The organism is Rhizobium sp. P1_E1 (assembly GCF_056406015.1).
Genome location: NZ_JBFUAY010000017.1, coordinates 47,657 through 74,022 on the forward strand (window position 1 = coordinate 47,657; position 26,366 = coordinate 74,022).

Below are 26,366 nucleotides of genomic sequence, written 5' to 3' on the forward strand. Positions count from 1 at the left end.
TCAACGGGAATATTGATCCTGTGGACGAGGGAGGCAATGAGCCGCAGGCGACCGGAATTAAGCTAAAGGTCGTTTGAACAAGCCCCGGTCCGCTCCGTCCTGCTTTGAAGCGGGCGACGGTCACGAGGGCGGAAAGCGGGGTCTGGTGGCAAGGCAGAATACGGTCTTCAAGGAAGCGTACAACAGGTATGCGGCAGCCCTGCGTACGGATACGGCGCTGCCCTCGGAACCGGAGATCGCCGCCCAGCTCGGCGTCAGCCGCTCGACGGCGCGCGCCATCCTGACGCGGCTGAGCGAAGAGGGCATCATCCGCTGGAACAAGCGCCAGAAGATCGTGCTGCGCCAACCCACAGACCGCGACCTCTTTCCCTCCGAAGAAACCGATTCCCTGCACGATATTATCGAGCGCAGCTTCATGCAGCGCATCCTTGCCGATGATGCAGCACCCGGCATGCAGATCAACGAATTGGAGCTTGCCCGCGAGATCGGCACCGGCACGACCAGCGTGCGCGAATTCCTGATCCGTTTCTCCCGCTTCGGCCTCATCGAGAAACGCCCGAACAGCCACTGGACGCTCAAAGGGTTCACCCGCGAATTCGCGCTTGAGCTTGCCGATGTGCGCGAGATGTTCGAGCTGCATTCCGCCGCCGAATTCGGCCGACTTTCGAGGGATAATCAGAGTTGGGCCGATCTTGCCGCCATTCGCGACGAACATCACGCCATGCTTGCCGACATCAACCAACGCTTCAAGGATTTCTCCGTCCTCGACGAGCGCTTCCACTTGCTGATCCACCGCGCCTCGAAGAACCGCTTCATCGCCGATTTCTACGACGCGATCGCCATCGTCTTCCACTATCACTACCAGTGGAACAAGACCGCCGCCCGCCAGCGCAACGAGCGCGCCATCCACGAACATCTGGATTATATCGCAGCCCTCGAATCCCGCGACCAGGCGGCAATCGAAACCGCCTGCCGCGCGCATCTGCACTCCGCCCGCCAGACCCTCCTGCAATCCCTGCCGCAGATCGCCACCGAATCCGCTTGAGGTGGGGAGGGCAACGCCAGGAAAGCGTTGTCTTACGGAGCGGATGCCAGCCCTGGCACGTTTCGGCGCGGCGGGGACATTTATAAATCCGTCACGATATGTCGGCAAAACCTCTGGGCTGGTCCGGATGCCGCGTCAAAGCTATTGAAATAACCTCCTCGATGCGCATGGTCGACGTATCCACCGTTTGCGATGCGCGATGATCATGAATGGAGAGCAAGTTTCACCGATGGAAAACACCTCTGCCCCCTCCAGCAATATCGAATGGACGCTGGCTGATTTCCTGAGCACCTATCGCTATTGGGCTGTGTTTTTTTCCTCACTTCTTTTGGCAATCGGCGGACAAGGTTTCAGCACGGTCTTTCCCTTGATCTCGCAAATGGCCGGCAGCAGCGCTCAGACGATCGGGATCTTCTATTTCGGCTCCACTCTTGGCTGGGTTGCCGGTGCCTTCCTGGGGTTTATCGTCGCGAGCCGCCATGGTCGGTCGGCTTTGATTTCGCCCATTCTCGTCTGTGCCATTGTCGCCATCAGTTTTCTGCCGGCGCCTGCATTGTGGGGATCGCCGGCGTTTCTGTTTTTGTTTGGTGTGGTGTTCGGCACGGTTCGGGCCGTTTTCCCCCTCGCGATCGCGATATTCCTGGTGGGCGGGCGACCGGGCAAAATCGACTTCGGCTGCGCCCTCACTCTCCTGTCAACGACGATCCTGATCTCAGCCTTTGCTCCGATCGGCGCGTCGTGGTTATACGGCCTCGATCTAGGCGCCGTGCCTGTCGTTTCGGCTTTCCTGGCCTGCCTGCTTCTTGCTGTCATATTGCTGGTGCCGGCCGGAAACCTGGCCTTCGATGAAGCTCCGCGTCCGCGACACACGCCGCTTGCGCCGCGCCGGCGATCCCCTCTCCTGGTCGCTGTCATCCTGGTCATGCCGCCGATCCTGATTTTTCTGATGGCGATTGGCGTCCATCTGTTTCAAGCGAATGATGCCGACGTCACCTCTTCCCCCGTCACGCTGCTTTTAGCACTTCTGGTCTTCGGCATTGCCGTGGCCGCCTTTATCTATCTGGCCTATTGGGTCTATCGCATCCATGGGGAACTGGCGGGCGCCGCACGGTCGCAGCGCCTGCTAACGCCGCTTGCTGGCATGCTGATCGCCATCCTCGTGCCGCTCGGATTGCCGGTTCTTGTCATGACCCTTGGTGATCTCCTCAATGATCGCGCACGCGACAGAGGCCACGGAAGTTTGATTTCGATTGCCTGGCTCGGGATCTGGAGCTTCATCTTGCCGCCGATCGCGATCGGAATGATCCAGAACGCGGCAAACGAAAGCTATGGCATGGGCTCAGACGCGGCGTAATAGCGACAGCACGGTCGCGGTCTTCCGGTGATTGCCTGATTTTCTCACAAGCCCTCCGATGCGATGTTCGCCACCGGCATCATGAAACATTTCGATGTGTAAGCCGTTATCGCGCTTATGGCCGACGCTAAACTCAAACCGAAATCGGTCGACGGCACCGAACCGCACGGTGCCGGGAACTCGCCCCAGGAGACGGCATCGACTGTCGAGGTCATGCCGCCGCCAGATGCCATCGAACCCGATCCGGAGCTGACGCCTGAAGAGGCCGAGCAGGCGCGCAAGCGGTATTTGCTGAAGCGTTTCTGGATCAGCGCGCGCTGCTACTGGGGTCGTGGCGGTGATAAGCTCGCCTGGCCGTGCACCATCGGGTTATTGACCCTGATCGGCATGAATGTCGGCTTCCAGTACGGAATCAATCTCTGGAACCGCGCGATTTTTGACGCCCTGGAGCAACATAATGCCCGCACCGTGTATTTCCTGAGCGTCGTATTCCTCCCACTTGCGCTCGGAACTGCAGCCCTTGTCACCACACAAGTCGCCCTTCGCATGATGATCCAGCGCCGCTGGCGTTCCTGGCTGACGACCGCCGTCATCGCGCGCTGGCTCGCAAGCGGTCGTTACTATCAATTGAACCTCATCGGCGGCGACCACAAGAACCCCGAAGCGCGCATCGCGGAGGATTTACGGATTGCCACCGAAGCACCTGTCGATTTCATCTCTGGCGTCATTGCCGCCTTTCTGTCGGCCTCGACCTTCATCCTGGTGCTCTGGACGATCGGCGGGGCTCTGACTCTGACGATCGCCGGTTGGACCGTCACCATTCCCGGCTTTCTCGTCGTCACTGCGGTCCTCTACGCCGCGATCACCTCCAGTTCGATGACGGTCATCGGCCGCCATTTCGTCCGCGTCTCCGAGGCGAAAAACCAAGCGGAAGCCGAATTTCGCTACACGCTGACGCATGTGCGGGAAAACGGCGAGAGCATCGCCTTGCTCGGCGGCGAGGAGGAGGAGCGGAACGACCTCGGCAAGACCTTCGCCAACGTGCTCAGGCAATGGGCGCTCCTTGCACGCCAGCACATGCGCACAGCCCTTGTGTCGCAGGGATCGAGCCTGTTTGCGCCGGTCGTCCCGGTTCTGCTGTGCGCTCCAAAATTTCTCGAAGGCAGCATGACGCTTGGGCAGGTTATGCAGGCTGCCTCTGCCTTCGCCATCGTTCAGAGCGCGTTCGGATGGCTGGTCGACAATTACCCTCGTCTCGCCGATTGGAACGCCTGTGCCCGGCGTATTGCTTCGCTGATGATGTCGCTCGACGGGCTGGAGCGCGCCGAACAGAGCAACGCGCTCGGACGCATCAAGCGCGGTGAAACGGAAGGCGATGCGATGCTCAGCCTGAACGATCTCTCCGTGTCGCTCGACGATGGCACCGCCGTGGTCAAGGAAACCCAGGTCGTGATCGAGCCAGGCGAGCGGGTGCTCGTCGCCGGCGAATCCGGTTCGGGCAAGAGCACGCTGGTGCGAGCCATCGCAGGTCTTTGGCCGTGGGGTGAGGGCAGCGTCAATTTCCACGCCGACAGACGATTGTTCATGCTGCCGCAACGGCCCTATATTCCGTCCGGGACGCTTCGCCGTGCCGTCGCCTATCCCGGCGCCGCCGATAGCTGGACGCCGGATGAGATCAAGGCGGCGCTCGACAAGGTGGGGCTCGATTATCTGAACGACAAGATCGAGGAAGACGCGCCCTGGGACCAGACCTTGTCGGGCGGTGAAAAGCAGCGGCTCGCCTTTGCGCGTCTGCTGCTCCACCATCCCGATATCATCGTACTGGATGAAGCAACCTCAGCACTCGATGAGAAGAGCCAGGATAAGATGATGCAAATGGTGATCGATGAATTGCCTGAAGTGACGATCGTCAGCGTCGCGCATCGGGCTGAGCTCGAAGCCTTCCATAGCCGCAAGATCACGCTGGAGCGGCGCGAGGGCGGCGCAAAACTTGTCAGCGATATCGATCTTGTCCCACGCAAGAGAAAACGGAACTTGCTGTCACGCGTTTTGAAGAACCCCTCCCTGCCGAAAAACAGCACGACCTCGAATAAAGATAGCGCAGTCCCAGAATAGAATTGTCCGCTTGGTCGGGAGCCGGAAGGACTTCGGCGAGCCTGCGCTGGGCGGAGGGTCGCCTCGCTTGTCACAGGGGCGGCTTCGCGCTGGCTAGGCCGAAGCGGACTTCGCTGCAACAGTTACCTATTGCTCATTCTGGGGCAGGTTGTCGGTGATGTCGTAGTAGTCGCCCTTGTCAGCGACAAAAATATGCATTTTCAGCTTGGTTTCGGTCGGGCTATCAAATGCACCCATCGCGACAGCAATCCAGTCGTGATGGGGCGGATCCCAAAACAGCGATGATCCACATACCCCGCAAAATCCTCGCCTCACCTTTTCTGAGGATTGATACCAGATAACACTTTCGCCCCCCTGGATGATGATCTGATCTTTAGGCACGTCGGTTGAAGCGAAAAAGTGGCCGGATTGTTTTCGACATTTGGAGCAATGGCATGCGTCCGGCGCTCGCAGATCGCCTTCGATTTCAAAAGTTACTGCACCACACAGACAGGATCCTTTATGCATAAGCGTTCCTCCAATAGGCCCAATCGTGCCTCTAAGGTTGCGCCGAGGATTCCGCGGGTCGGGCCGCGGAGTTCTCGGACGCTCTGCATCAATCGCGCAACGAAGACTCTGCGCTTGCAATCTGATCCAGATTCTCGATCAGCCGCGCAAGCAAATCGACAAGTTGTCTCACATCCGCATCCGTGAACCCATTCAAGGCCTCTTCATTCCCCTGGAACAAGGCCGTAATTGCCTCCGGCATGCGTTCCTGTGCGGTTCTTGTCAGCACGATGCGGCTGCTACGGCCGTCAGCCGGGTCACGTGTCCGCTCGATCAAGCCATCCCTCTCCATGCGTGCGAGCATCTGCGCCATCGGTGGTTGCTCGATCCTGGCAAAGCGGGCGAGGTCACGCTGTGTGCTGGCCTTGCCATTTTGCAGCGCCACCAGGACAGGCAACTGGCCGACACCGAAGCCGAGCGGTTTAAGCCGTGACTCGCTGAGGCGGGCAAACCCCCGCGCCGCAAGACTGATGAGATGGCCAGGCGTAGAAAGCACGTCTTCATTCATTCGCTCACCTCTTGCCTGCGCTTGATCGCGAGATATATATGTACATATGTATCTTGACGCTCGGCAGGAGGCAATGCCGCTTCGATGCCGCCAAGCGAATGTTTCAAGCTCCATTGAGGAAACGAAATGTCCAACAATGACGTCGACATGATCAAGCGCATCTATGCCAGCTTCAATGCCAGGGACATCGACGCTGTCCTGGCCGTCCTTTCCGATGATGTCGCCTGGGCCAACGGCATGGATGGCGGCCACATCAATGGTCGCGAGGCTGTACGCGACTATTGGACACGTCAATGGGCTATGATCAGTCCACACGTCGAGCCGGTCGCATTTGAGGAAACCGAAGACGGCGCTGTCGCTGTCGAGGTGATCCAATCGGTCTTTGACCTCGATGGCCGGCCGCTGGAGGGGCAGGCCCATGGCCTGAAGGACAAGACCGTGRCGCACATCTTCCGCATGGAAGGCGATAAGATCGTTCGCTTCGATATCCAGGATGCCCTGTAAGCCCAGCGTGCTCTGTAAGCTGGTACTCGCTATTCACGGATGACCGCTCCTGTTGCAAAGCGCCATTGTCAGACCCGCCTTTCGCCCGTCGGGCCGCTTGGCTTGTGCGTTCAGTTCGCGCTTAGCCGGCGGTATCGGTTCAGAGCCTGCGAGCTTCCAGACGCCGCTTGTCGCGCTCGACATGGTCGGAGCCCAGCTCTGTCAGACGAAATTGCCGTTTCTGGAATTCCCCGCGGATCAAGATGAAACCTTGCTCTTCGGCTTCGCTCAATGTCTTCAGGCTGGTGCCTTTAGGGGGAGACTGCCAAGCCATGCCATCGGCGCTGTGCAGTAAGACCATGATCTTTATAATTTTGTTTCTCCATGGCTGATGCATGCAGCCGGGCTGCATCGCATCAGCAATCCGCTGGTTCCGTATTCTTGATTTGGCACCATCCAGGAGAAGCCCATTGATTTAAAAGGATTATTTTTGGCTAGTCCGGAGTTTCGCAAAAGCTATCGTATAAAAGCTCCAATAGGCTTGGTCAATTCAATCACTCCGTCCCAACGGGTTTGGTCGCGCCTGGCGATTGGCCCGATGGCGTTTATTTCCATTGAATCCCGACATCAGCGGCGCATAGTGCCGACGTTCCCGGCTTTGCCGGTTGAAAGGATGGGGGAGCCGGTGCATGTCAGCAAATCTCGACGATATCCGTAACCAGCAACGTGAGACATGGGACAAGTTTTCGGCCGGCTGGAAGAAATGGGACAGCTTGGTTCTCGGTTGGCTCGCCCCGTTTGGTGACGCCATGCTTCGGCGCGCCAATCTCTCCAACGGCTTTAGCGTGCTTGACATAGCCGCCGGCACTGGCGAACCCGGCCTGACGGCGGCGGCGGCAATCCCCGAGGGTCAGGTTGTCGTCACCGATCTCTCGGAAAATATGCTGACTGCTGCCGCCGAAAATGCGGCCAGACGTGGCCTCAAAAACTTCGAAACTCGCCTATGCGATGCGGGAGCGTTGCCTTTTGCCGATGCCAGTTTCGACGCCGTCCTATGCCGGTTCGGGTTTATGTTCTTCCCGGATATCGCTGCCGCCGCCAGGGAGATGGCGCGCGTCGCAAAGCCCGGGGCGCGGGTCTGTGCCGCAGTCTGGAGCGCGCCTGCCAAAAATCCATGGGCGACCACGATCATGGGCACGATCGCCCGCCACGTGGACATGCCCCCGCCGCCACCCGGTTCTCCGGGCCTGTTCCGCTGCGCGGGGGAAGGCATGATGGTCGAGACCTTCAGAGAGGCGGGCCTTCTCGACATCGCCGAGGAAGAGGTGTCGGCGATGATGGTGCACGATGCCCCGGCGAGCTACTGGGACTTCATGACCGAGATCGCCGCGCCTGTCGTCGCCGGACTATCCAGGGCCGACGCAGCAACACGGGAGAAGATCCGTCGCGAGGTTCTGGAGCTCGCGCTACAATCCGTCAGCGACGGCAAGGTTCACCTTCTCTCAACGGCAACTGTGATCACAGGCACGCGATAGCCTCAGAATCTCGTCGACAACGACGGCGAGCGGGAGCGTGGCGTCGATGACGACACCACACTTCGGAATATCCTCTTTCGCTGCATGCAATCGCACAATCAGCTCCCGTTCGGCAGGCATGTCACAACATGATCCCGTATTGCCGCAGCACTTTCCAAAGGCGACGTGAACGTCACATCTAGGGTCAGCGCGTGCTGGTGCGGGATATCAAGAACCACGGCCTGTTGGCTTCGGTTTCTTGAAGTCTTGACGTCGGTCGTTTTCAAATGGTCGTGCCGTGCGGGGGAGGAAACGCGACGCGCCAATTCTTCTTCGGCACAAAGCAATCTCACCGGAACGAAGACGGCGGCGCGCTGTCTGGCGGCGTCAACAAACTGTTGGTACGTCCGTGCGCTCCGCTCATCGCCTTCGACACCGGCATGGGTGAAGATGAAATTCGCTGACGGACCGCTATAGGTGGCGATTGCATCCAGGACGGCCTGCCGGACCCTGCCGGTGTACTCCCAGACACCCTTAGGCAACGAAGCGGTCTGATCCTCGTCGAGGAGGCGCAAGATCGGGTTGTTGAACCAGTGATTATCAACGATCTTCGCTGATATAAGCGAAGCGAGTTCTTCGGCGATTGTCAGCTTCCCGACGCCCGGAAACCCCAAGAGCAAAACGAAAACACCCATCGTTCGACAACTCTCCCAACACAATCCACCGGTAACAACGCAGTGCAGAACAGCATTGTCTGGAATCTACCAGAATTTCCACCATGGACGCTTTGGATCGGGAGACACCGGACGCTCGGACGCGAGTACGACATCCGTCGGCGTCACGATCATCTCGCCATCATGGTTATAATATTCTCCCTCTTCTCCCTGGACTTTGGCTTCGAGAGATTGGGCGATAAGCCACATTTTCCGACGGATTTCTTGATCGGGGTTTTTGACAACGATGTTGCCTCCGCTCCACCAAAACCATGCGGCGTTTTCCCGATTTTCGCCGCGGGAGTATCCTTTCCACACGCATATGCCCGCCTGTTCCACCCGTAAAACATCCCCGTCGGCGGCGGGAGTTTCGGCAAAACCGTCATGCTGAATTTCGGGATCACTGGCAACGTACTCGAGCCATTCGTCGAGAGCGATCGATGGAGAGGCATCGAACCAATTTGCCTTACGGGTAATGTGAAGATCGTAACCCATCAGAGCCTTTTCCCTAAGTCGCGCCGAACGGTTGAACCGCGTTAATGCGAGGCCGCCTCGCTTGCGACCGCCGCCGCCTCGTGCTTCCGGCTCGGCCCGACCGGGATCAGCCAGGTGGTGAAGAAGGTCAGCACCGCGACGACGACCACGCCCCAGAAGCTCCAGTGCAACGCCGCATTGAAGACGGCGCGGATTGCCGGATCGGCGGCGAGCGCCGAGAGCCCGGTCGGCTGGTTCAGCGCCTCATGCAGCCCGGCCGCCGCTTCGCCGCTCGCATAGTGGTTGATACCGGCATTGAGGATGGCGCCGAGCACGGTGGCGCCGAGCGTATTGCCGAGGCTGCGGGCAAAGATGATCGAGGCGGTGGCACTGCCGCGCATCGACCATTCGACGCTGTCCTGCACCAGCACGATGCTGGTGAGGCTGATGAGACCCATGCCGAAGCCCATGAAGAAGGAGCCGGCGCCGGCAACGACCGGCGAACTCTCAGGCGTCAGGAACAGAAGAAAACAGGYGCCGAAGGGAAACAGCAGGCTGCCGACGCGCAGCGTGCGGCGGATGCCGAAGGCCTTGTAGAAGCGGCTGGAGAGCATCACCGCCAAGGGCCAGCCGACGACGAGCATGGTGAGCGTGAAGCCGGCAACAACAGGCGAACGGCCGAGAACGCCCTGCACATAGATCGGCAGGATTGTCGAAAGCCCGATCAGCGCCATGCCGGCCAGCAGCGTTGCCGCATTGCTGGTCGCAATCAGCCGGCGGCTCCAGAGCGGGATTGAAATGATCGGCTCCGGCGCCCGCTTCTCCTGGGCGAGGAAGAGGATGCCCGCGACCACGAAGACGGCAAAAAGCGAAAGCAGGATCCAGGCGCTGGCATCGGTTTCCGTCAACATGACGAGCAGTGCCACGATCGAGATCGAAAACAGCACCGATCCGAGGTAATCAATCTTTGCCTGCTTGTGCGCCACATCCTCCTTCAGGAAGATCATGAAGGCGATGATCGAGATGATGCCGATCGGCAGGTTGATCCAGAAGATCCMGGCCCAGGAGATGTTGTCGACGATGATGCCGCCGGCAAGCGGCCCGACCACGGCCGAGGTCGCCCAGACGGTCGCCATCGCACCCTGCACGCGGCCGCGTTCTTCGAGCTTGAAGAGATCGCCGATAACAGTCATCGTCACCGGCTGGATGGCGCCGGCGCCCAGCCCCTGCAGCAGCCGGAACAGCACCAGCGACATCATCGACCAGGCAAGCCCGCAGAGCAAAGAGCCGACGAGGAAGATCAGGATGCCGCCGATCAGCACCGGCTTGCGCCCAAAAATGTCGGAAAGTTTGCCGTAGATAACAGTGGTCGTCGACTGCGCCAGCAGGAAGGCCGAAAACACCCAGCTGTAATAGGAAAAGCCGCCGAGCTGCCCGACGATGCGCGGCATCGCGGTCGCCACGATCGTCGCCTCGATCGCCACCATGAAGGTCGCGAGCATGATGGTGGCGACGATAAGCACGCGGTTCGAGCGTTGCGCTGCATTCGACATGACGATCCTCTTCGGGTGCTCCGCAGATGCCGGAAATATCGGCAGGCTGGCTTTGGTGTGGGGCGATGCGCCGCTTGCGGAGTGATACCGCTCTTTTACGTCCTCAAGCCCGGCCGGTAAAGCAGGCCGCGCCCGGTTTCTCATGATGGCATTTGTTTTCGCGTCATGTGAGGGAAGGTGGGTCGGAAACGAAGGCCCGGCGCCATTCCGCCCGGGCCTTCGTTCTATCAGGAGGGAAGGCGAACAATCGCCTCACCCCTATTGTGGGCATACCTGACTGAGCGAGCCGCTGTCCGCGCTTCCCCCGGTGCAACCCGGCGTCTGCTGCAGGTTGGGATTGACGCCGCCGGGATTGATGGTGCTGCGGCCGCTGTTGAGATCGACGCCGCCATTGCCGGTCGTGCTGCCGGTGGTGCCGGGATCGGTTCCGACAGAACCGATCCCGCCGAGCCTGTGCCGACAGACCCGGTGCCCGCTGCACCGCCGCCGACAGAACCAGTGCCAGCCGACCCTGCCCCGGCGGAACCGGCGCCCGAACTCCCCGGCCCGCCAATGATCGGCGCCACCGAAAGCCGCCCATTGGCACCCGCGCCCCCGGCCGTCTGCGCCAGCGCCGGGCCGGCCTGGCCTCTTCAGCCCTGACGATCACTGCGGGCGGGTACCGTTATTCCCCTGGTTACCGCGAAAATCGCTCCAAACATTCCGCCAACGACGATCCCTGCAGAGCCGCCCGCCAACGCTGCAATGAGGCAGTAGACGATCCAGGAGCCAACACTGGATGCATCGGCCTGGAACAAGGTGGAAACGACGCCGATTGCTCCGCCAAGGATGCCCAAGACAATGGCAACCCCCGTCACAGCCTCCGATGGGTCAATGGTAGGGATGCGTGACGCTTGGGCGGTATCATGTTCAACCGGCGGAGACTGGCTATCCGTGTCTTCCATTCGACCCTCCTTCAAAGCATTTACAATCGATCCTTCAGCCGCTGAGAGGCTTGTCGTCCTTTTCGGACAATATCCTTTCTGCTGCGCCATCCAGATCTTCGTACTGACCGGTGCGCAGGGACCAAAGGAAGGCGCCAAGCCCGGCGATGCCCATGAACAGAGCTATGGGTATCAGAAACGACAATGCGCTCATTTATCCCACTCCCGCCAACTTTTTTATCCGCCGCATTTCCCGCTCTGGCGGCGTTCCGTCAATCTCAAGCCTCATCGCATTCGCGACGACCAATATCGACGACGTCGACATCGCTATCGCGGCGATGAGCGGGTTGGCATAACCCAACAGCGCGAGAGGAATGCTGCACGCATTGTAGACGATAGCCAAAGCGAAATTTTGGCGGATCAGCACGGCCGCACGACCCGCCGTCGTCAGCGCGACCTTTATTCCGTCCATGTCTCCGTTGAGCAGGATGAAATCGGCGGCGCTGCGACCGATGTCGCTTCCTGACGCCGGAACCATGGAAACATGCGCGCTCTTCAGCGCGACCGCGTCGTTTATTCCGTCACCAATCATCATCACCTTGCGTCCGAGACCACGCAACGCATCGATCGCCTCGGCCTTGTCCTTGGGGAGGGCGGCTGCTTTTACGGAGTCGATTCCGACTTCCCGTGCCACTGCAAGAGCCGCTTCGGGGACATCGCCCGTCAGCATTTCGACAGCGATGCCGCGGCTCTTCAAGAACTGCACCGCCATCGCCGACCCGGCTCGAACCTTCTCTCCAAAAACGAAAGAGGCGAGGATTTCTCCCTGTCGCGTCAGGACGATAGTAGAAGCTGCGGCAGTCCGGTCGTCTGCATCGCCGCTCGCCGCCCATGCCGCTCGCCCAAGTCGATAAACTTCCCCTCGGAAAGACGCCTCGAGACCGTTGCCTTTTATCTCCCTGACGTCATCGAGCGCGAGAGCCTCCCACTCGCGCCGTGAGGCGTAATCCGCGATCGCTCTCGACATCGGATGGCTCGAAAACCGCGACAGTGACACAGCCAGTGAAAATTCCAGTGGTCCGGTCCAGTTCCCGGTCAACAGCGTCGGCTCGTATTGCGTCAGCGTACCGGTCTTGTCGAAAACGACGGTGTCGATTTCCGCCAAACGTTCCAATGCCGATCCGTCCCGTGCCACGATGCCCTGGGTGAACAATCTGCGTGCTGCAACAACCTGAACCATCGGAACCGCCAGCCCCAGCGCACAAGGGCAGGCAATGATCAGGACCGAGATCGAAATCGTCAGGGAGAGGTGGATGTCCTGTGTCACCGCAAACCACGAAAGGAATGTCAGCACCGACAGTCCGTGGATAACCGGAGCATAGAGACGCGCGGCCCTGTCGGCGAGTATCTGGTATTGAGACCGGCCGTCCTCGACGGCTTCCAGCATCCTATGCAGATCGGCGAGTGTCGAATCTCCTGGTGCGGCGGTGGCTTCGACAGTCAGGGGATGGCCGACGTTCAAATCTCCCGCGCGAACCTCTCCGCCTGGTCCAACCGCCTCCCAACGGCTCTCTCCCGTCAGCAATGAACGGTCAAGTTCCGACTGGCCGGAGAGAATCGTCCCGTCAGCTGGAATTCTATCGCCGGCTGCAATCAGAGTGCGGGTGCCGGAAACGATGTCGCTCAGTGGAACATATTCGATCCGTCCATCCGCGCGGATCACATTAGCGCCTTTCGGCATCATGTCGGCCAGAGACGCCGCCGCCGATCGCGCCCGCCGTCGCATCAGATGGTCGAGCGTGCGTCCGACGAGCAAAATGAAGATCAATGAGGTACTGGCCTCGAAGTAAGCTTGCCGTCCTTCGGCGAACGTGTCGTATACGCTGAGACCGAACGAGAGCAGGACGCCGATGCTGACCGGCACATCCATGTTTGCCCGACCGTGCACGAGCGCCCGCCACGCCGACCGGTAGAATGTCGCCCCGGAGTAGATCACGGCCGGTAGTGCGAGCGCGGCCGACATCAGGTGGAGCGTCTGACGTGTTGCCGGGTCTGCGCCCGCCCAGACCGATACGGACAGCACCATGATGTTCATTGAGCAAAAGCCGGCAACTGCCAGCGCGCGCAGCAGCCCTGATATCTCACCGTCCGGTTGATCGCGGCCTTCCATCGGCAAGACGGCCGTGTAACCGATCGTTCCGATCAGGGCGGCAAAATCGGGCGGCGAACCATTTTCCGCGTGCCAATGGATGGTCACACGCTTCGCCGTCAGATTGGCGCGCGCCATGTGAACTTCGGGGTGCTTGCCAAGCGTCGATTCCAAAAGCGCCATGCATGCGCCACATCGCATGTCCGGGACGGACAGGGTGATCTGCCTGAGACCACTGCCCAAATCCTTGCTTGCCAACGCAACCTCGTCCACACCCGGCCTTCTTGGTCCGGGCTCGGGGAGCGACGACGCAATTGACGCGCAGCAGGTCATTGTCCCTTCCTCGCTACCTCATTGCCTTGTAGGCATGCCATGTGGCGTGGCCGAGCAAAGGAAAAACGACGATGAGTCCGACAAGTCCCGTCAGCAGGCTGGCGAGGAAGAGGGCGAGCACGATCGCACCCCAGACCATTGACGGTCCCATGTTGTTCCAGACCATGACAACGCTGACGCCCATCGCTGTGAAGGCGTCTATGCGCTTATCCAGAAGCATCGGAATTGAGAACACCCCGATTGCAAAAGCGAATCCAGCGAACAATGCGCCGACACACAAGCCGACGATCAGCATGCCCCAGCCCGAGGGGGTGGTGACCAATAGCCTTGCTACGCCACCAAGGCCGGGGAACGGATTAACGCCGAAAAAGAGCGCGTAGATAATGACCGCGGCCCTCATCCAGAGCAGCATCACCATGCACAGCAGCATCCCCGTGAAGAACACCTGCCCTCCAGCTCTCGGCCGGACGAATAACATCTGACGAAGCGAGATGCGCTCGCCGTTCGCCAAACTCCTGCTCTTGACATAGAGCCCTGCGGCAAAGAGCGGGGCGACGATCAATATGCCCGCCAATGCAGGAAAGAGAAGATAGTCGCGCTCGAGCCGAAACAGCATCACGGTGGCCGCCAACGCAAGTAAGAACACCACGAACCCGTAGGCCAGACTTGGCCAGGGTTGCCGGATCAAGTCCTGCCAGCCTTGGCCAAGCCAACCGAGAGGAGCGCCGAGGGGCAGATGCCGCTGCCACTTGGGATTCATCGTCTCCTGTATCCCTGATACCTCGCTCCGATATCGGCCGGAAGTGTCGTCCTGCGGCATCTGATCCTCCTCGCGCATTCAGCAAGCTGAAGCGGCGGCCCTGAATTGGTTGGGTTGCTGGCCTTTTTCCTTGATATGCTCGATGCAGGCGGGCTGAGTGGTGATCGCCATGTAAACAAAATGGGCGTTGGCGCCGACAAAGATCGCGCCGGTCAGTCCGATCAGCAGCCACTTGAAAACGCGGGGTATGGGGCTCTTCGCTTCGGGCGTCACGGCTGACCCCCACCCAGCTTGTTCACATAAAGCGCGAGTATCTTTATCTCAGCTGGACTTAGGCGTTCGTCCCAGGTGGGCATATGTCCCTGCCGTCCGCCATGGATAGACTGGACGATCCGTTCGATACCCCCGCCGTAAATCCAGCGGCCGTCGGTCAGGTTCGGCGCACCGACATCCTGTTTGCCTTTGGCATCTTCGCCGTGGCATGCCACACAGCTAGCCATGAACACTTGGCGGCCAGCAGCGATCTGGCTGGCGTCTACGGATTCGGTGGACGTATTGCTCAACGAATAGACATAGGCGGCGACGTCGCTCACCTGTTTTCGGTTGAGCATTTCGTCTGTTCCGAACGCAGGCATCTGCGACACGCGGCTTTGCGAGTGCGTCGTATTGACGCCCACCGTCATGGTCTGGACGATTTTTTCTGGTCCTCCGCCCCAAAGCCAGTCGTCATCGGTAAGATCGGGGAAGTCTCGTCCGCCCTTGCCGTCCCTTCCATGACAGGCGGCGCAGTTGTCTCCGAACAACTGGTGGCCGCTGGAGGCCACCTTCTCCATCAGCTTTTCGTCGGCACGGATTTCATCAAAGGAACTGGTCTCGATCTTCTCGATCCAGGGCGCGCGCGAAGCATCGGCTTCTATGATCTTTCGCTCTACCGCCTGTTTTTGASTCGTGCCGATCAGGCCCCTCGTATATGTGCTTCCAAGCGGCCAGGTCGGATACAGTATCCACCAGAGAGCGGCGAACAGGTGGGTGATGATCAGGAAGAGCAGAACCCCGCGCGGTACAGGAGTATCGAGCTCCTTGATGCCGTTCCAGATGTGTCCCGTCGTCTTCCTGCCTGTTACGGGATCGACTTCCTCTATCGCCATGGGGTGTCGTCCTTATCGAATATGTCCGTTTCCGCCCGATCGAAGCGCGCCTTGTTGGAAGGCCAGAAGGTGTAGATGATCACCCCGATCGAAAACAAAATGAGATAGAACAGGCCCCAAACCTTGGACAGTTCCAACATGGTTTCGTGGGTAAGATCCATTTCAAATCCCCTGAGGAATCAATTGTTGGGGTTCGGCACCTGCTCCGGTGCCGCAGTGTTCTGGTAGGCAGCCTTTGTGAGCCGGCCAAGCACCTGCAGATAGGCGACCATGGCGTCCATTTCCGTCACGCTGGTTTTTACGCCGTCAAACGCAGAGACCTGCGTGTCTTGCCCATAACGTTCCGTGACGCCTGAGGACTGTTCGCTATCTGGATTGGCTTGGCCGAAGGCATCGGCAGACGCGTTTGCGACCATGTCATCCGTATAAGGCACTCCCACGCTTCTCAGGGCCGCCAGTTGGTCACGCAGATCGCCCAGATCGAGCGGGGTTGTCGCCAGCCATTGATAGGACGGCATATTGGATTCCGGGACGACCTCGCGAGGGTTGATCAAATGGGCCACGTGCCAGAGATCGGAATACTTCCCGCCGATGCGCGCCAGATCGGGACCCGTGCGCTTTGATCCCCACAACATGGGATGGTCGTACTTGGATTCGACCGCAAGAGAATAAGGACCGTACCGCTCGACCTCGTCCCGCAGCGTTCTGATCATCTGGCTGTGGCAGGCGTAACAGCCTTCGCGAACATAGATGTTCCGGCCCGCCGCCTCKAGGGGTGTGTACACTCTCATGTCGGGGGCGTCCTCGACCGTCTCGTGGATCGTGAACAGCGGGGCGATCTCGACGAGCCCGCCGACGCTTCCCGCTACAACGATAGCCAGCATAAACCCGACGGCCGTACGTTCCAGTCTTCCGTGCAGACGTTCGCTCATCTCTCACTCCGCCGGTGCGTTTTCGAGAATGCCCGAAGTCAGGGGCGCATCGTGAACTGCTCCCGCGGCGGGAGCTGTTCGTACGGTCATCCAGATATTGAAGCTCGCCACGATCGCCCCAAGGAGGAAAAGCAGCCCTCCGAAAGCGCGTGCGATGTAGTAGGGATACATCGCCAGCAGACTGTCGACGAATGAATAGACCAAACTGTTGTCGGCGGAATAAGTGCGCCACATCAAGCCTTGGATAATGCCGGAATTCCACATGGCGAAAACGTAGATGAGCGTGCCTGCGAGCGCCAACCAGAAGTGGACTTCGACCAGGGCTGCTGAATACATCCTTTCGCGTTTCCAGATCGATGGAACGAGTGTGTAGAGCGCGCCGAACGTTATCATGGCAACCCAGCCCAGCGCACCGGCATGAACGTGTCCGACCGTCCAATCGGTATAATGAGACAGTGAGTTGACGGGTCTGATTGCCATGAAAGACCCTTCGAATGTCGACAGCCCATAGAAGAACGCCGCCATCATGATGAAGCGAAGAGTGGCGTCGTCAYGCACGCGATGCCAAGCCCCGTTCAACGTGAGCAACGCGTTCCCGGCCGACGCCCACGACGGAACGAGCAGCATGACCGAGAACGTCATTCCAAGGTTTTGCACCCAGATAGGCAGCGCCGTGTAATGAAGATGGTGGGACCCCGCCCACATGTAGAAGAAGGTGATCCCCCAGAAGCTGAGAATGGACAATCGATAGGAAAAAATCGGCCGCTCAGCGCGGATCGGCAGATAATAGTAGAGCATCCCCAGGAAGCCCGACGTCAGAAAAAACGCCACGGCGTTGTGCCCGTACCACCACTGGACCATCGCATCCTGTACACCGGACCAGACCGTGTAGCTTTTGGCGTGTCCGAACGATACCGGCACTGCCAGGTTGTTGACGATGTGGAGGATCGCCACCACGATGATGAAGGCGAGATAATACCAGTTGGCCACGTAGATGTGGGGTTCCTTGCGCCGCGCCAAGGTGCGTACGAAGAGCGCGAAATAGGCGATCCAAACGATCACGAGCCAGAGGTCGGCATACCATTCCGCTTCCGCGTATTCCTTGGACTGGGTAACGCCCATGAAATACCCGCTGACCGCGATCAGACAGAAAAGGTTGAAGCCGAAGATCACGAACCAGGGCGAGAGTTGATCGGCCAACCTTGCGCGCGATGTTCGCTGAACGACATGGAATGATGTCGCGATCAACGCGTTTCCGCCGAAGCCGAAGATCACCCCTGTCGTATGGGCGGGCCGTATACGGCCGAAGCTCGACCACGCCGTATCGAAATTCAGGCTCGGCCAGGCAAGCTGTGCAGCTGCCCAGACGCCGATGAACATGCCAAAGATCGCCCACGCCAACGTGAAGGCCACGCCGACCTTGATCGGATCGTCATAGTAGCTGGAAAAGCGCGAAGCATCCGGTTCTTCGTCGAAAGCCGAAGTCAGGATGTAGCAGAACAACGCGCCGCAATACACAAGGACGATAGCGCCGTGAATGCCGATGGGATCGAAGCGGCCAGCGGCCGCCATCGCGACACCGACAACCATCAAAGCGATAAGTATAGCTGCCGCGAACCCCCGTTCGCCGGTCGTGAGTTGTCCCATTGTTCCCCATCCCCCGGCTATGTCGATGATGGTGCGCCACAAAGCGTTGAAAGGCAATCAGTTCTGCGAGCGTGCACACGCGAAGATAGACATAGATCGTCCATCGCAATCGCCGTTGGACCGATTTGTGCCTGAAGCAGAAGACCGTGTTATTCGCTCATGGAGCGAACGTTCCCGTTACCATTTGACGCGGGATGAGCTTTGCCACTGTCCAAGGCTGATGACCGGGTAGGGATTGCGTTTGGATTGGGAGTGACAGGGAAGATGACGGACGAATACACAAGGAAAATGCTAGGCAATCTGGAAGCAGCCATCCCCTGCCAGACAGCGATACAGCGATACAGGTAAACATCCTTCGGCGCCTGCTGATGAATGGCATTCTCTCAAAGCAGGATGCCACTGAACTGCTGGACGATGCTCTTGCGGATCTGGAGAGACTGCAGACCAAGGCTTATCCGCACGAATACTGGATTTATGAGCTTGCCAGAGGTCACGTCGAAGCAGCGCTTCCAAGCATTGGCGAGGGCATCGAGAGAACGTAGTGTGTGCGAACAATGTCCCTCCAGACTGGAGGAGAGCGATGATAGAGAACTTCAACGTACTCCCATGAACGATCAGTCAAAGATTGAGCATTTCATTGAGCGAATCGTGGCCGGCGCTTCACTAGCTCAGCTAGAAATCGAGTCCAAGGAACTCGACTTGAACAAAGTCGGCATACATGGTCGAACACCGCTCATGGTCTCGGCAGCTGAAGGTTTGCTTGCAGCGGTTGAGACGCTAGTGCGGAACGGTGCATCAGTACACGCGATTGGTCGTGGTGAAATGACGGCACTGCACGAGGCATCTGCGAATGGCGAAGCAGCCGTTGCAAACTACCTACTATCCCTTGGCGCGGACGTAAACGCCGAGACGGCCGATGGCGTGACCCCGCTGATGTGCGCGGCCGCCTGGGGAAGCACCGAAGTTGCAAAGCTGTTGTTGGAGAACCATGCGGACCTGACAAAGACCGATCGCACTGGTGCCGCCGCCGCCGATATTGCACGCGAGAAGGGAGAGGACGATGCCGCGGACCTGATCAACTCATACTTGTCGCGGGGGAGTGCATAGTCTTCTGAAAGCACTCTTGCCGCAAAGGGACTTGAGATTGCCCCGGGCAAGTTCGACTACTTGTTTGGTCGAGTCTCAACGAGGCGTCAGGAACTTGAGATGATCGCTTAACTATTCGGTTCGGAAATTTTGTCCTTGGCTTCGTAGCTCCTTCCATCGCCAAAAATCGGAGAGCTCGTTGCGGGCATTATTCAGCACTTCGCTTGGTGGGGGATGAAGAACATATCGACGCGCCGCAAGAATTTGATCGGACCGGCTCATATTCCCGAGCGCGGGGAATAAGGAGTGGGCCTCTTCGGAAAGGAATGACCCCGTCTTCTCCGGGTTCGTGGCGGCAAACCAGATGATGAAGGCGCCTACGATATCTGGAGCCCGCCGTGCGGCCATCGAATAGTCGATGCAGGCAGTTAGATTGACCCCATTGCAGTCCTCAAAGACTAAATCTTCCATCTCGGCCTCCGGGTCTCGATCAGCGTGCTTTGAGAAATTTCTCGCGACGTTGATCAGAGCGTTCAATTGGCCAATCTCCCAGCCCTGTTGCTCTGCCACATGCTGCTTTATTCTGGTGCCGCCGCTCTTCTTCAGAATCGCGTCGCATATTTCCGAGGCATTCGTCGCCAGCTGATAGACAGCGATCGGCTCGATGAAAAACCAATGAAGGTGGATTGCGGCAAGTAACTGTCTGCGGGCAGCGTCCAGCTTTGTGATTGTGGTCATTCTCCGTCCTTTAACTACCTTTGGCGCGGTAAGCGCGGAAGCCAAGGCTTCGAATATCCCCGTCGTGCGTCATCCCTTTGCCTTTTTGACCCGAGCGCCCAGCACAAGAATGATTGGGCTCGCTGACTATGATGCGAGAGGAGTCGAAGTCGCTCAAAATCTTTCGCCATCTCGCCTCAACTTCCTCAACCTCGCGAAGTCGTGAAAAGGCGCCTATCGAGTGTCAATAGGTGAACTAAAAGGGGGATTGAAAGAAAATGGTGCCGCTTGCAGGAAGCGTTTCCTTAGATCAAAGGCGTTGCAAACCAAGGGCTCTACGGGCGGGCAGTGAAACACGATGTCTCACCTTAATGCACCAGTTTAGACGAGAGGATAGCACGCGGCAATATGTGGGCCTTGTTCCCCTGCGCGGAGAGCATAGTGAACTTGTGAGTTGTGCAGGGGAGGTGGCGCGGGAGGGAGCGCCCACCATCGGTCAAAAGCCTTAGAAACCGGGCATCCGGGACAGCTAGGGAGACACGATGTCCCCCTTTTGTGTCTCTGCATTACACAGGATGATAGAGCATGCAACGGCCACGGTGCGCCAATCATCGCTAAAACCCTTAGAAGCCGGCTTTCAGGTATGGTTAGGGAACACTATGTCCCCTTTTGTGTCTCCACATTGCGCAGGGCAACGGTACATGCACTCGGAACTGGGGCTCGCTGCGTCATACTACCCGTCAGAGGCTACCAACTCAGGCGCGAGGAACAGTGAGTTCGTACCAAATCGCCTATGCACCTCTGCCTGTAGAACGGCTGCATGCTTTTGCGCTTCTTGAAGCGCCTCTTCCAATCTCCGAAGGTTTTCCCAGTGTTTTGACCACAGGTCAGGTGCAGCCAACTGCTCAAGTGGCAGTGGCGATACAGCACCCCAGATTTCGAAACGTTCCAATGCTGCGATACGCTTTTCCAAATCAGGCATGGCTCTTGATGCTGGCGAGCCTGCGGCACTACCAACAATCCAAGAGCGCCATTCTTGTGCACCCTTTGACTGATTACAGCGCCCACATGCAGGCACCAAGTTCTTGTAGTCGGAAATGTATCCCGTAGGCCTTTTATTCCTGACGAGGGGGCGCAGATGGTCCCAGTCTGAAGCAACACCTCCGCAGTACGCGCACACGATGCCGTCTTCCATTCCCAGCACCTTCAATGCCTCTGATTGCTGGCCGGGCGATGGTGGAACCCACGGAATGACTGCTTGAACAAAGCTATTCGTTACAGAGGATACCCTCTGGGTGATCTTTAATGGCTTTCTGAATTTCACTTTGCACCAGCCCATACAACATCGAAGCAACGCGTCGGCGTCTTGCTAGGATCAGCGATACGACCAAATCGCGTCATCTAATGCAGAGGCGGGAACCAGTTTATAGTGCCGCTCCTCTACAACTTTCACCATGTCGTCTTCCACGGTTAGCTCAAACATGGCGACCCGTTCATTGCTCATGAACTGTGCAGATATTGCTCGGCAGCGCATCGATGGATACTTCTGCGCACACCAACCCAAGTCCTGTTTCGTTTGAACAACCGAAATTTGGTCTGTTCCACCTTTTGCTTGGACTGGGATGGCGTAGTGGCAACCATGCCTATCAATGCCGATGTACAACTCGTCTATCTCGATCTGGCCGATACCCCGTACGGTAGTTCGTAGGTGGTTCTGTAGCGAATAGGTCGTTAGGCCCAGAAAAATATCTATAAGCCGATTGTAGCGAACGATTGCAAGCAGGGCTTGTTCGTCATCGAGCGCGTAAGCTCTGATTATCTCAGGCGTACCATCCGGGACGTTGATCGTCACAAGGTCGTCCCGTGGCAGTACACGGTTGAGCCGAACGAGTGAAAACCGATACTTCGCTCTACCTGCCCCTTCTATAATCCACTCCATTCCTTTCGGTTGAGTGGAGAGGATGGTCTGTGGTAATACGCGGCGGTAGCGTAGCGAGTAGATTACGTCTCCGAGGTTCTTTGGCAAGGCAACTTTGAGCTGCTTTGCTGCTTCCTCGATGTCGCCGCGCTCAAAGTCCAACTGAGTTCTGCCTTTTCGATACCTGTCGAGAAAAATCTTCTCGATAATATCGATGTACGCGGTCCCCTTTGGCGCATTAGCCATCGGACAGACCGGTCATGGCGGCAAGTCGAGCAGCCTCCGTTTCATGCTGTGTGCGCTTCTTTGCTCCGGAACGCTGGTCACGCTTCGAGTTGGGAGCTTCGATACCAAGGTGGTTCGCAGCTTCGGATAGCGTCATGTACAGCAGACTTTCGTCGCCTAGTGCAAGTGGCTGAGAAGGCTTTGTCGGCGTCCTTCCTGTAGCTTGCATGACTGCACCTGCAATAGCTCTAGCAAATGGTGGTGGAACGGCGTTCCCGATCTGCCGTGCACCGTGCCATTTGGTTGAATGGAAGCGGAACCAGTCCGGGAAGCCGTGCAACCGCGCCATCTCACGGACGGTAACACACCGATTATGCTGGTAATGAATCGGCCGAGGGCTCGTAAACGCTCCTCGTGCACCGTCAGTACCTGCTCGCAGGGTATTAGATAGGCCTTCGGCCGCCAGTTTATAGAAACGGCTAATCGGTTCAGTTTCGCCCGGCCGAGTTTGGGAAAACCGCAGGCGCGAAATCTCGGTATGATCGGTTTGCCACGACGATGTTAGGCTGCTGGTTGGCCAGTCTCTAGGATAGCCGTGGTACCAGCCGTCGTTCGTTAGGCAGCGCATTTCCTCGGCGTATCGGCTAGGCTTGCCGTAGCGGACGCCGTCAATCTTATCAGTACCCGCAAGGGTCGGGAATTTATCGGCATCCGGTAGGTCGCTTAGTGCCTCCGCTGCTGTCGGTCCTCTAGGTAGGTCTGAAGCAATCTTTGCGTCCGCCGGGGCCGTGATCGCATCTGGATAGGCAGGGACGGACACGCCTTTCTTGGCGCCAATCAATATCAGTCGTTGTCTATGCTGGGGTACGCCAAACTGCGCCGCGTCGAACACGCGCCAAGGTGTGCGGACAGCATAACCGGCTTTATCAAAAGCCTGTACAAGCTCTTCGAGAAAGGCCTTGTGCCGACCCACAGTGAGACCTTTTACGTTCTCAAAGACAAAATAGGTCGCATCGAGTTCAGCAACTATCCGTACGAACTCGTGGACGAGGCGGTTGCGCGGGTCTTCCATCGATCTGTGACCGATCATCGAGAAGCCTTGGCACGGTGGCCCACCGAAGACTACATCCACCTTGTCAAAAGCCGAAAGTCGAGCCGCGCTACGGATCTCGTCAGCAGTCAAGCCGACCACGCTGCGAGGCAGCACGGCACAATCAGGGAAATTGTATTTATGTATCGCTGCGTGGATCGGATCGACCTCTACAGCGGCCCGCACATCAAATCCCGCCTGCTCAAAGCCCAGGCTTAGTCCTCCGGCACCGGAAAAAAGATCAATACCAATCGGACGAACCATCGCTATCCTCATTCAAGTCAAGGGCTGTACAGCTTCGGGATACCAAGAAACCGAACCATCTTGTTCAGGACTGCATCTAGCTCTTTGGTCTCGCACTGCCAAATCACCATGACGTCCCAGCCGTCCCTCTTTAGCTCAGAAATTACCCGTTCGTCTCTAGCTTTATTCGCCTCGATCTTAGGTATCCAATATTCAGGACGTGATTTCGGAAGCCGGCCCTTGGAGCAGTCATGGCCATGCCAGAAGCACCCATGGACAAAGACAACTTTTTTACGGCTTGGGAATACCAAGTCGGGTCGTCCGGGTAGGTCTTTGGCATGTACTCGATAGCGGTAGCCGAGCCGATGCAATGCGCGACGCAGCAACATCTCAGGCAAAGTATCTTTCTGCTTCACAGCCTGCATAATGCGACTGCGTTGGTCAGGCGTTCGCGTATCCATGCAACGGTAAAATATCCTAAATGCCAGAGACCTGTGGCGAGAGCACGTATCCCACGCCCTTGGCTATCACCAGTGGTAGGTCATGGCTGGTTCTCTGGTCGTAGGCGGCCACGCCGTCTGCAACCGATATGGGTTCCATCTCGAAGATTGCAATAATCGTCTCGCCGTTCCGGCGGATGACCCTGGTAGCGGCAGGTATGACGAACTCTATGTCGCTCAGATCGACGCGCTTCCTACTCTGTTTCGCCATCAGCGCAACCTGGCCTTTGATCTGGTCAGGGAGAATGGGGTCTTTTCGCTTGGCCTCTAGGGTCATTAAGGCCTTCTTTTGTTCGCCTCCTGCGTTGAAAACCAGTAGGAAAACTGCGTCGATCTCCGGGCTCCCCTTTACGCTGTTCTGCAAGTGGAACAGATCGACTACATCAATGTCCGAGAAGAGTGCAMAGTGCGTTTGTAGAATGCGTTGGTTCACGCAAACCTGTATAAGCCAAGCTTCATCGCCTCGGCCAAGGGCTCGCGCTGCCGATGGCAGCGATACTGCTTCGATAGGATGTATGGGAGCGGTCTCCGGCAGTAGGAACTCATCGGGAAACGGGACTGTTTGACCCTCCGAATATGGGATGAAGTCAAACACACGGCTCTCGCCGTAGGACTGGCGGGCAGTGAAACCAGCATCGGCGATCTCTTGTGGCCACCATGCGTTCCGAGAATGGCTTCTCAGAAAGTCTTTGAGGAAGTTGGCAGGATTACCGACCTGAAGCGAAATTCCTTCCTCTTGCTGAAGGAGCATTATAGCTTCTTGTATATGTTGCTGGGTGACGGTGCTCTCTCGAACATTCCCGCTGTCGGGGTCGTATACGCTGTTAAACAAATAGCTGAATACGATGGGCTTCTCGCTATCACGCGACATTAGGACGTTTCCTGGGCGAATCACTAGTACAGCATGGTGATGCGAATGACTGTACGTTGTAAAACGGTATGGTTGCACAGAGGCATGCGCTTGGAAGATTGTTAAAACCAAAAATTTTTACGAGGGGGTATTTAAGTCTGTTAGCGCTGCCGTGTCCCCCATGGCATCTCCTTCTAAGGTTCCCATACATTGCCCCAGTGTTGCATACGACTGTCCTTAACGATCAACCAATGCATTGAGCGGTATAAGGCATGGGTGGGAGAGCGCAGGAGCATAGTCTGGCTGCTCGGGGACGAGCGCAAGTTGGTTTATTAGCTTTTAGAAACATTCGATGAAAGCGGCATTCATAAGCCCGCTTGATGCGGCGAATTCATTCGATGATCGCGCGGCGGCTGAGATGCAAACTTAAGTTGTTTGAAATCTCGTTGATATGGAGGTTGACGGCTTAGTCCAGAAGTGGTGACTCCTTGTTATGTTCACGACCGGGTATGACAATGGGTTACGATGAGAATTTCGAAGGCGACGAGTCTAACGAGGGAAGCGACGACTTCCGTGTCAGACCAGAAGATTTTGCCGATATATTTGTCATACCTTCCGATTGGACGGTAAGCACTCTGCGCCAGGAAATGAAGGATATTATCGATCTTGACCCCGACTTCCAGCGGAGAAGCGTTTGGAACCTCAAGTCAAAGTCAAAATTCATCGAATCTCTCGCTCTAGGAATTCCTATTCCCCAAATATTACTTGCCGAAAGTCCAGAATCCCGGAACAATTATCTCGTTCTAGATGGCAAGCAACGCTTACTCACAATCAAAGAATTCTTTGATGGTGAATTGTCCGACGGTCGACGATTTGTTATCGAAGGGTTGACTGACCTGCCAGAAATGAACGGCAAAGACTGGCAGCGTATCGCAGCTAGCCACGGCAAGCTCGCTCGCTCAATCGAGGCCGCATTGATTAGAACTGCGATCATTCGCGGTTGGCGAAATGATAACGTGCTGTATGAGATCTTCCACAGACTAAATGCGGGATCGGTTCGACTTTCCCCGATGGAATTGCGTATGTCGTTGATTCGCGGCCCCTTCATGAAGGAGGTGATCCGTCGAACAGGCGATATCCGTCCCATACAAGAGATGCTAAATCTTTCCGCGCCGGATAAGCGAATGAAGGACGTTGAAATTGCTATCCGATATATGGCCTTCAATGATCAAAGCCTCACATATCGGGGCAACTTAAAGGACTTCCTCGATGAATTTTGCAAGAAGCAAAACAAAAACTTTAATTTCGATAAAGTTGCTAAGGAGTTGGATGATTTAACTGATGCCGTCACTGCGGGGCTTCGAGTTTTCCCAGAAAGGTCATTTGCTCGCAAGTACATTCCTGAGGAAGGTCGTTTCGAGGGCTCGTTCAACAGAGCTGCCTTCGACGTTCTTGCCGGCTCGCTCTCGGATTCTCGCGTTCGTGACAGCGCTTTTAATGATCCTTCGGCATTCGTATCTATGTTCAAGGCCGTTTGCGG

General features: G+C 57.5%; 29 protein-coding genes and 1 pseudogene. 8 read left to right on the top strand and 22 right to left on the bottom strand.

Annotated elements, in window-relative coordinates:
* Positions 1 to 145 precede the first annotated feature (145 nt).
* From AC1D1Z_RS09495 to AC1D1Z_RS09505, 3 genes are all read left to right on the top strand, one after another.
* On the top strand, positions 146 to 1,045 hold the full coding sequence (locus AC1D1Z_RS09495) for a GntR family transcriptional regulator (RefSeq protein WP_130651651.1): 900 nt from the start codon (positions 146 to 148) through the stop codon (positions 1,043 to 1,045).
* Between the two features lie 229 nt (positions 1,046 to 1,274).
* A complete protein-coding gene (locus AC1D1Z_RS09500) occupies positions 1,275 to 2,399 on the top strand; it encodes an MFS transporter (RefSeq protein WP_131647369.1) in 1,125 nt (374 codons plus the stop codon).
* A 117-nt stretch (positions 2,400 to 2,516) separates the two neighbouring features.
* Positions 2,517 to 4,514 (top strand): ABC transporter ATP-binding protein/permease, encoded by a 1,998-nt coding sequence (locus AC1D1Z_RS09505; RefSeq protein ID WP_131647368.1) that lies wholly within the window; start codon positions 2,517 to 2,519, stop codon positions 4,512 to 4,514.
* A 126-nt stretch (positions 4,515 to 4,640) separates the two neighbouring features.
* Here AC1D1Z_RS09505 and AC1D1Z_RS09510 read toward each other — a convergent pair whose 3' ends face one another.
* Both AC1D1Z_RS09510 and AC1D1Z_RS09515 read right to left on the bottom strand, forming a co-directional pair.
* The gene (locus tag AC1D1Z_RS09510) at positions 4,641 to 5,021 is read right to left on the bottom strand and encodes a GFA family protein (protein WP_131647367.1); all 381 of its coding nucleotides are present in this window, start codon (positions 5,019 to 5,021) and stop codon (positions 4,641 to 4,643) included.
* Positions 5,022 to 5,109: 88 nt separating this feature from the next.
* The gene (locus AC1D1Z_RS09515; protein WP_131647366.1) at positions 5,110 to 5,568 is read right to left on the bottom strand and encodes a MarR family winged helix-turn-helix transcriptional regulator; all 459 of its coding nucleotides are present in this window, start codon (positions 5,566 to 5,568) and stop codon (positions 5,110 to 5,112) included.
* Between the two features lie 126 nt (positions 5,569 to 5,694).
* Between AC1D1Z_RS09515 and AC1D1Z_RS09520 the strand changes: the two genes are divergently transcribed.
* Entirely contained in the window at positions 5,695 to 6,072 is a 378-nt protein-coding gene (locus AC1D1Z_RS09520) for a nuclear transport factor 2 family protein (protein ID WP_477850298.1), read from the top strand.
* 139 nt (positions 6,073 to 6,211) lie between these two features.
* Here the strand turns inward: AC1D1Z_RS09520 and AC1D1Z_RS09525 are convergent, their stop codons facing one another.
* Positions 6,212 to 6,463 (bottom strand): hypothetical protein, encoded by a 252-nt coding sequence (locus AC1D1Z_RS09525; RefSeq protein WP_196251379.1) that lies wholly within the window; start codon positions 6,461 to 6,463, stop codon positions 6,212 to 6,214.
* Positions 6,464 to 6,740: 277 nt separating this feature from the next.
* On the opposite strand from AC1D1Z_RS09525, the gene AC1D1Z_RS09530 reads away from it, so the two are divergent.
* Positions 6,741 to 7,586: a class I SAM-dependent methyltransferase gene (locus tag AC1D1Z_RS09530; RefSeq protein ID WP_047617099.1), complete on the top strand. Its 846-nt coding sequence runs from the start codon at positions 6,741 to 6,743 to the stop codon at positions 7,584 to 7,586.
* Positions 7,587 to 7,684: 98 nt separating this feature from the next.
* On the opposite strand, the gene AC1D1Z_RS09535 is transcribed toward AC1D1Z_RS09530, so the two are convergent.
* The 13 genes and pseudogenes from AC1D1Z_RS09535 to ccoN all read right to left on the bottom strand — a co-directional run bounded on the left by AC1D1Z_RS09535 (position 7,685) and on the right by ccoN (position 18,197).
* Complete coding sequence (locus tag AC1D1Z_RS09535) at positions 7,685 to 8,260, bottom strand: AAA family ATPase (RefSeq protein ID WP_130715540.1); 576 nt, start codon at positions 8,258 to 8,260, stop codon at positions 7,685 to 7,687.
* 66 nt (positions 8,261 to 8,326) lie between these two features.
* Positions 8,327 to 8,773 (bottom strand): hypothetical protein, encoded by a 447-nt coding sequence (locus tag AC1D1Z_RS09540; protein ID WP_130715541.1) that lies wholly within the window; start codon positions 8,771 to 8,773, stop codon positions 8,327 to 8,329.
* Between the two features lie 41 nt (positions 8,774 to 8,814).
* On the bottom strand, positions 8,815 to 10,305 hold the full coding sequence (locus tag AC1D1Z_RS09545) for an MDR family MFS transporter (protein ID WP_477850301.1): 1,491 nt from the start codon (positions 10,303 to 10,305) through the stop codon (positions 8,815 to 8,817).
* Positions 10,306 to 10,563: 258 nt separating this feature from the next.
* A pseudogene (locus AC1D1Z_RS09550) lies at positions 10,564 to 10,916 on the bottom strand (hypothetical protein).
* Between the two features lie 21 nt (positions 10,917 to 10,937).
* The gene (locus AC1D1Z_RS09555; RefSeq protein ID WP_112905879.1) at positions 10,938 to 11,249 is read right to left on the bottom strand and encodes a hypothetical protein; all 312 of its coding nucleotides are present in this window, start codon (positions 11,247 to 11,249) and stop codon (positions 10,938 to 10,940) included.
* Positions 11,250 to 11,283: 34 nt separating this feature from the next.
* Complete coding sequence (gene ccoS / locus AC1D1Z_RS09560; protein ID WP_018447663.1) at positions 11,284 to 11,442, bottom strand: cbb3-type cytochrome oxidase assembly protein CcoS; 159 nt, start codon at positions 11,440 to 11,442, stop codon at positions 11,284 to 11,286.
* Positions 11,443 to 13,710, bottom strand: a complete 2,268-nt coding sequence (locus AC1D1Z_RS09565; RefSeq protein WP_131647363.1) for a heavy metal translocating P-type ATPase — start codon at positions 13,708 to 13,710, stop codon at positions 11,443 to 11,445. It lies immediately after the preceding gene.
* Positions 13,711 to 13,723: 13 nt separating this feature from the next.
* Positions 13,724 to 14,548: a DUF2189 domain-containing protein gene (locus AC1D1Z_RS09570; protein WP_018244633.1), complete on the bottom strand. Its 825-nt coding sequence runs from the start codon at positions 14,546 to 14,548 to the stop codon at positions 13,724 to 13,726.
* A complete protein-coding gene (locus tag AC1D1Z_RS09575; protein WP_018244634.1) occupies positions 14,549 to 14,743 on the bottom strand; it encodes a hypothetical protein in 195 nt (64 codons plus the stop codon).
* Positions 14,740 to 15,618: a cytochrome-c oxidase, cbb3-type subunit III gene (gene ccoP, locus AC1D1Z_RS09580; RefSeq protein WP_477850305.1), complete on the bottom strand. Its 879-nt coding sequence runs from the start codon at positions 15,616 to 15,618 to the stop codon at positions 14,740 to 14,742. The genes AC1D1Z_RS09575 and ccoP overlap by 4 nt, the downstream gene beginning before the upstream one ends.
* The gene (locus AC1D1Z_RS09585; protein WP_003546168.1) at positions 15,609 to 15,779 is read right to left on the bottom strand and encodes a CcoQ/FixQ family Cbb3-type cytochrome c oxidase assembly chaperone; all 171 of its coding nucleotides are present in this window, start codon (positions 15,777 to 15,779) and stop codon (positions 15,609 to 15,611) included. The genes ccoP and AC1D1Z_RS09585 overlap by 10 nt, the downstream gene beginning before the upstream one ends.
* 18 nt (positions 15,780 to 15,797) lie before the next feature.
* Entirely contained in the window at positions 15,798 to 16,550 is a 753-nt protein-coding gene (ccoO, locus tag AC1D1Z_RS09590) for a cytochrome-c oxidase, cbb3-type subunit II (RefSeq protein WP_131647362.1), read from the bottom strand.
* Between the two features lie 3 nt (positions 16,551 to 16,553).
* Entirely contained in the window at positions 16,554 to 18,197 is a 1,644-nt protein-coding gene (ccoN, locus tag AC1D1Z_RS09595; RefSeq protein WP_477850323.1) for a cytochrome-c oxidase, cbb3-type subunit I, read from the bottom strand.
* Between the two features lie 368 nt (positions 18,198 to 18,565).
* On the opposite strand from ccoN, the gene AC1D1Z_RS09600 reads away from it, so the two are divergent.
* Together AC1D1Z_RS09600 and AC1D1Z_RS09605 are read left to right on the top strand one after the other, a co-directional pair.
* Positions 18,566 to 18,739 (top strand): hypothetical protein, encoded by a 174-nt coding sequence (locus AC1D1Z_RS09600; protein ID WP_165420482.1) that lies wholly within the window; start codon positions 18,566 to 18,568, stop codon positions 18,737 to 18,739.
* A 64-nt stretch (positions 18,740 to 18,803) separates the two neighbouring features.
* Positions 18,804 to 19,304, top strand: a complete 501-nt coding sequence (locus AC1D1Z_RS09605) for an ankyrin repeat domain-containing protein (protein WP_131647360.1) — start codon at positions 18,804 to 18,806, stop codon at positions 19,302 to 19,304.
* 111 nt (positions 19,305 to 19,415) lie between these two features.
* Here AC1D1Z_RS09605 and AC1D1Z_RS09610 read toward each other — a convergent pair whose 3' ends face one another.
* The 6 genes from AC1D1Z_RS09610 to AC1D1Z_RS09635 all read right to left on the bottom strand — a co-directional run bounded on the left by AC1D1Z_RS09610 (position 19,416) and on the right by AC1D1Z_RS09635 (position 24,847).
* Positions 19,416 to 20,021, bottom strand: coding sequence for a hypothetical protein (locus AC1D1Z_RS09610; protein WP_131647359.1), 606 nt, complete (start codon positions 20,019 to 20,021; stop codon positions 19,416 to 19,418).
* Between the two features lie 712 nt (positions 20,022 to 20,733).
* Positions 20,734 to 21,324, bottom strand: a complete 591-nt coding sequence (locus AC1D1Z_RS09615; RefSeq protein ID WP_477850309.1) for an HNH endonuclease — start codon at positions 21,322 to 21,324, stop codon at positions 20,734 to 20,736.
* Positions 21,325 to 21,375: 51 nt separating this feature from the next.
* Entirely contained in the window at positions 21,376 to 22,164 is a 789-nt protein-coding gene (locus AC1D1Z_RS09620; RefSeq protein WP_477850311.1) for an endonuclease, read from the bottom strand.
* Positions 22,157 to 23,497 (bottom strand): DNA cytosine methyltransferase, encoded by a 1,341-nt coding sequence (locus AC1D1Z_RS09625; protein WP_477850313.1) that lies wholly within the window; start codon positions 23,495 to 23,497, stop codon positions 22,157 to 22,159. Before AC1D1Z_RS09625 ends, AC1D1Z_RS09620 begins: the two co-directional genes overlap by 8 nt.
* A 17-nt stretch (positions 23,498 to 23,514) precedes the next feature.
* Entirely contained in the window at positions 23,515 to 23,937 is a 423-nt protein-coding gene (locus tag AC1D1Z_RS09630) for a very short patch repair endonuclease (protein WP_477850315.1), read from the bottom strand.
* A gap of 16 nt (positions 23,938 to 23,953) precedes the next feature.
* A complete protein-coding gene (locus AC1D1Z_RS09635; RefSeq protein ID WP_477850317.1) occupies positions 23,954 to 24,847 on the bottom strand; it encodes a hypothetical protein in 894 nt (297 codons plus the stop codon).
* 494 nt (positions 24,848 to 25,341) lie between these two features.
* Between AC1D1Z_RS09635 and AC1D1Z_RS09640 the strand changes: the two genes are divergently transcribed.
* On the top strand, positions 25,342 to 26,366 hold a 1,025-nt coding region (locus tag AC1D1Z_RS09640), incomplete at its 3' end, for a DUF262 domain-containing protein (RefSeq protein ID WP_477850319.1).

What these genes read in the sequence shown, in the direction of transcription:
- AC1D1Z_RS09570 (WP_018244633.1), bottom strand. Translation starts at nt 14,548, where the DNA reads ATGCGCGAGGAGGATCAGATGCCGCAGGACGACACTTCCGGCCGATAT.
- AC1D1Z_RS09505 (WP_131647368.1), top strand. Translation starts at nt 2,517, where the DNA reads ATGGCCGACGCTAAACTCAAACCGAAATCGGTCGACGGCACCGAACCG.
- ccoS (WP_018447663.1), bottom strand. Translation starts at nt 11,442, where the DNA reads ATGAGCGCATTGTCGTTTCTGATACCCATAGCTCTGTTCATGGGCATC.
- AC1D1Z_RS09510 (WP_131647367.1), bottom strand. Translation starts at nt 5,021, where the DNA reads ATGCATAAAGGATCCTGTCTGTGTGGTGCAGTAACTTTTGAAATCGAA.
- AC1D1Z_RS09585 (WP_003546168.1), bottom strand. Translation starts at nt 15,779, where the DNA reads ATGGATCTTACCCACGAAACCATGTTGGAACTGTCCAAGGTTTGGGGC.
- AC1D1Z_RS09625 (WP_477850313.1), bottom strand. Translation starts at nt 23,497, where the DNA reads ATGGTTCGTCCGATTGGTATTGATCTTTTTTCCGGTGCCGGAGGACTA.
- AC1D1Z_RS09500 (WP_131647369.1), top strand. Translation starts at nt 1,275, where the DNA reads ATGGAAAACACCTCTGCCCCCTCCAGCAATATCGAATGGACGCTGGCT.
- AC1D1Z_RS09630 (WP_477850315.1), bottom strand. Translation starts at nt 23,937, where the DNA reads ATGGATACGCGAACGCCTGACCAACGCAGTCGCATTATGCAGGCTGTG.
- AC1D1Z_RS09620 (WP_477850311.1), bottom strand. Translation starts at nt 22,164, where the DNA reads ATGGCTAATGCGCCAAAGGGGACCGCGTACATCGATATTATCGAGAAG.
- AC1D1Z_RS09515 (WP_131647366.1), bottom strand. Translation starts at nt 5,568, where the DNA reads ATGAATGAAGACGTGCTTTCTACGCCTGGCCATCTCATCAGTCTTGCG.
- AC1D1Z_RS09600 (WP_165420482.1), top strand. Translation starts at nt 18,566, where the DNA reads ATGAATGGCATTCTCTCAAAGCAGGATGCCACTGAACTGCTGGACGAT.
- AC1D1Z_RS09565 (WP_131647363.1), bottom strand. Translation starts at nt 13,710, where the DNA reads ATGACCTGCTGCGCGTCAATTGCGTCGTCGCTCCCCGAGCCCGGACCA.
- AC1D1Z_RS09610 (WP_131647359.1), bottom strand. Translation starts at nt 20,021, where the DNA reads ATGACCACAATCACAAAGCTGGACGCTGCCCGCAGACAGTTACTTGCC.
- AC1D1Z_RS09535 (WP_130715540.1), bottom strand. Translation starts at nt 8,260, where the DNA reads ATGGGTGTTTTCGTTTTGCTCTTGGGGTTTCCGGGCGTCGGGAAGCTG.
- AC1D1Z_RS09555 (WP_112905879.1), bottom strand. Translation starts at nt 11,249, where the DNA reads ATGGAAGACACGGATAGCCAGTCTCCGCCGGTTGAACATGATACCGCC.
- AC1D1Z_RS09605 (WP_131647360.1), top strand. Translation starts at nt 18,804, where the DNA reads ATGAACGATCAGTCAAAGATTGAGCATTTCATTGAGCGAATCGTGGCC.
- AC1D1Z_RS09540 (WP_130715541.1), bottom strand. Translation starts at nt 8,773, where the DNA reads ATGGGTTACGATCTTCACATTACCCGTAAGGCAAATTGGTTCGATGCC.
- AC1D1Z_RS09525 (WP_196251379.1), bottom strand. Translation starts at nt 6,463, where the DNA reads ATGCAGCCCGGCTGCATGCATCAGCCATGGAGAAACAAAATTATAAAG.
- AC1D1Z_RS09530 (WP_047617099.1), top strand. Translation starts at nt 6,741, where the DNA reads ATGTCAGCAAATCTCGACGATATCCGTAACCAGCAACGTGAGACATGG.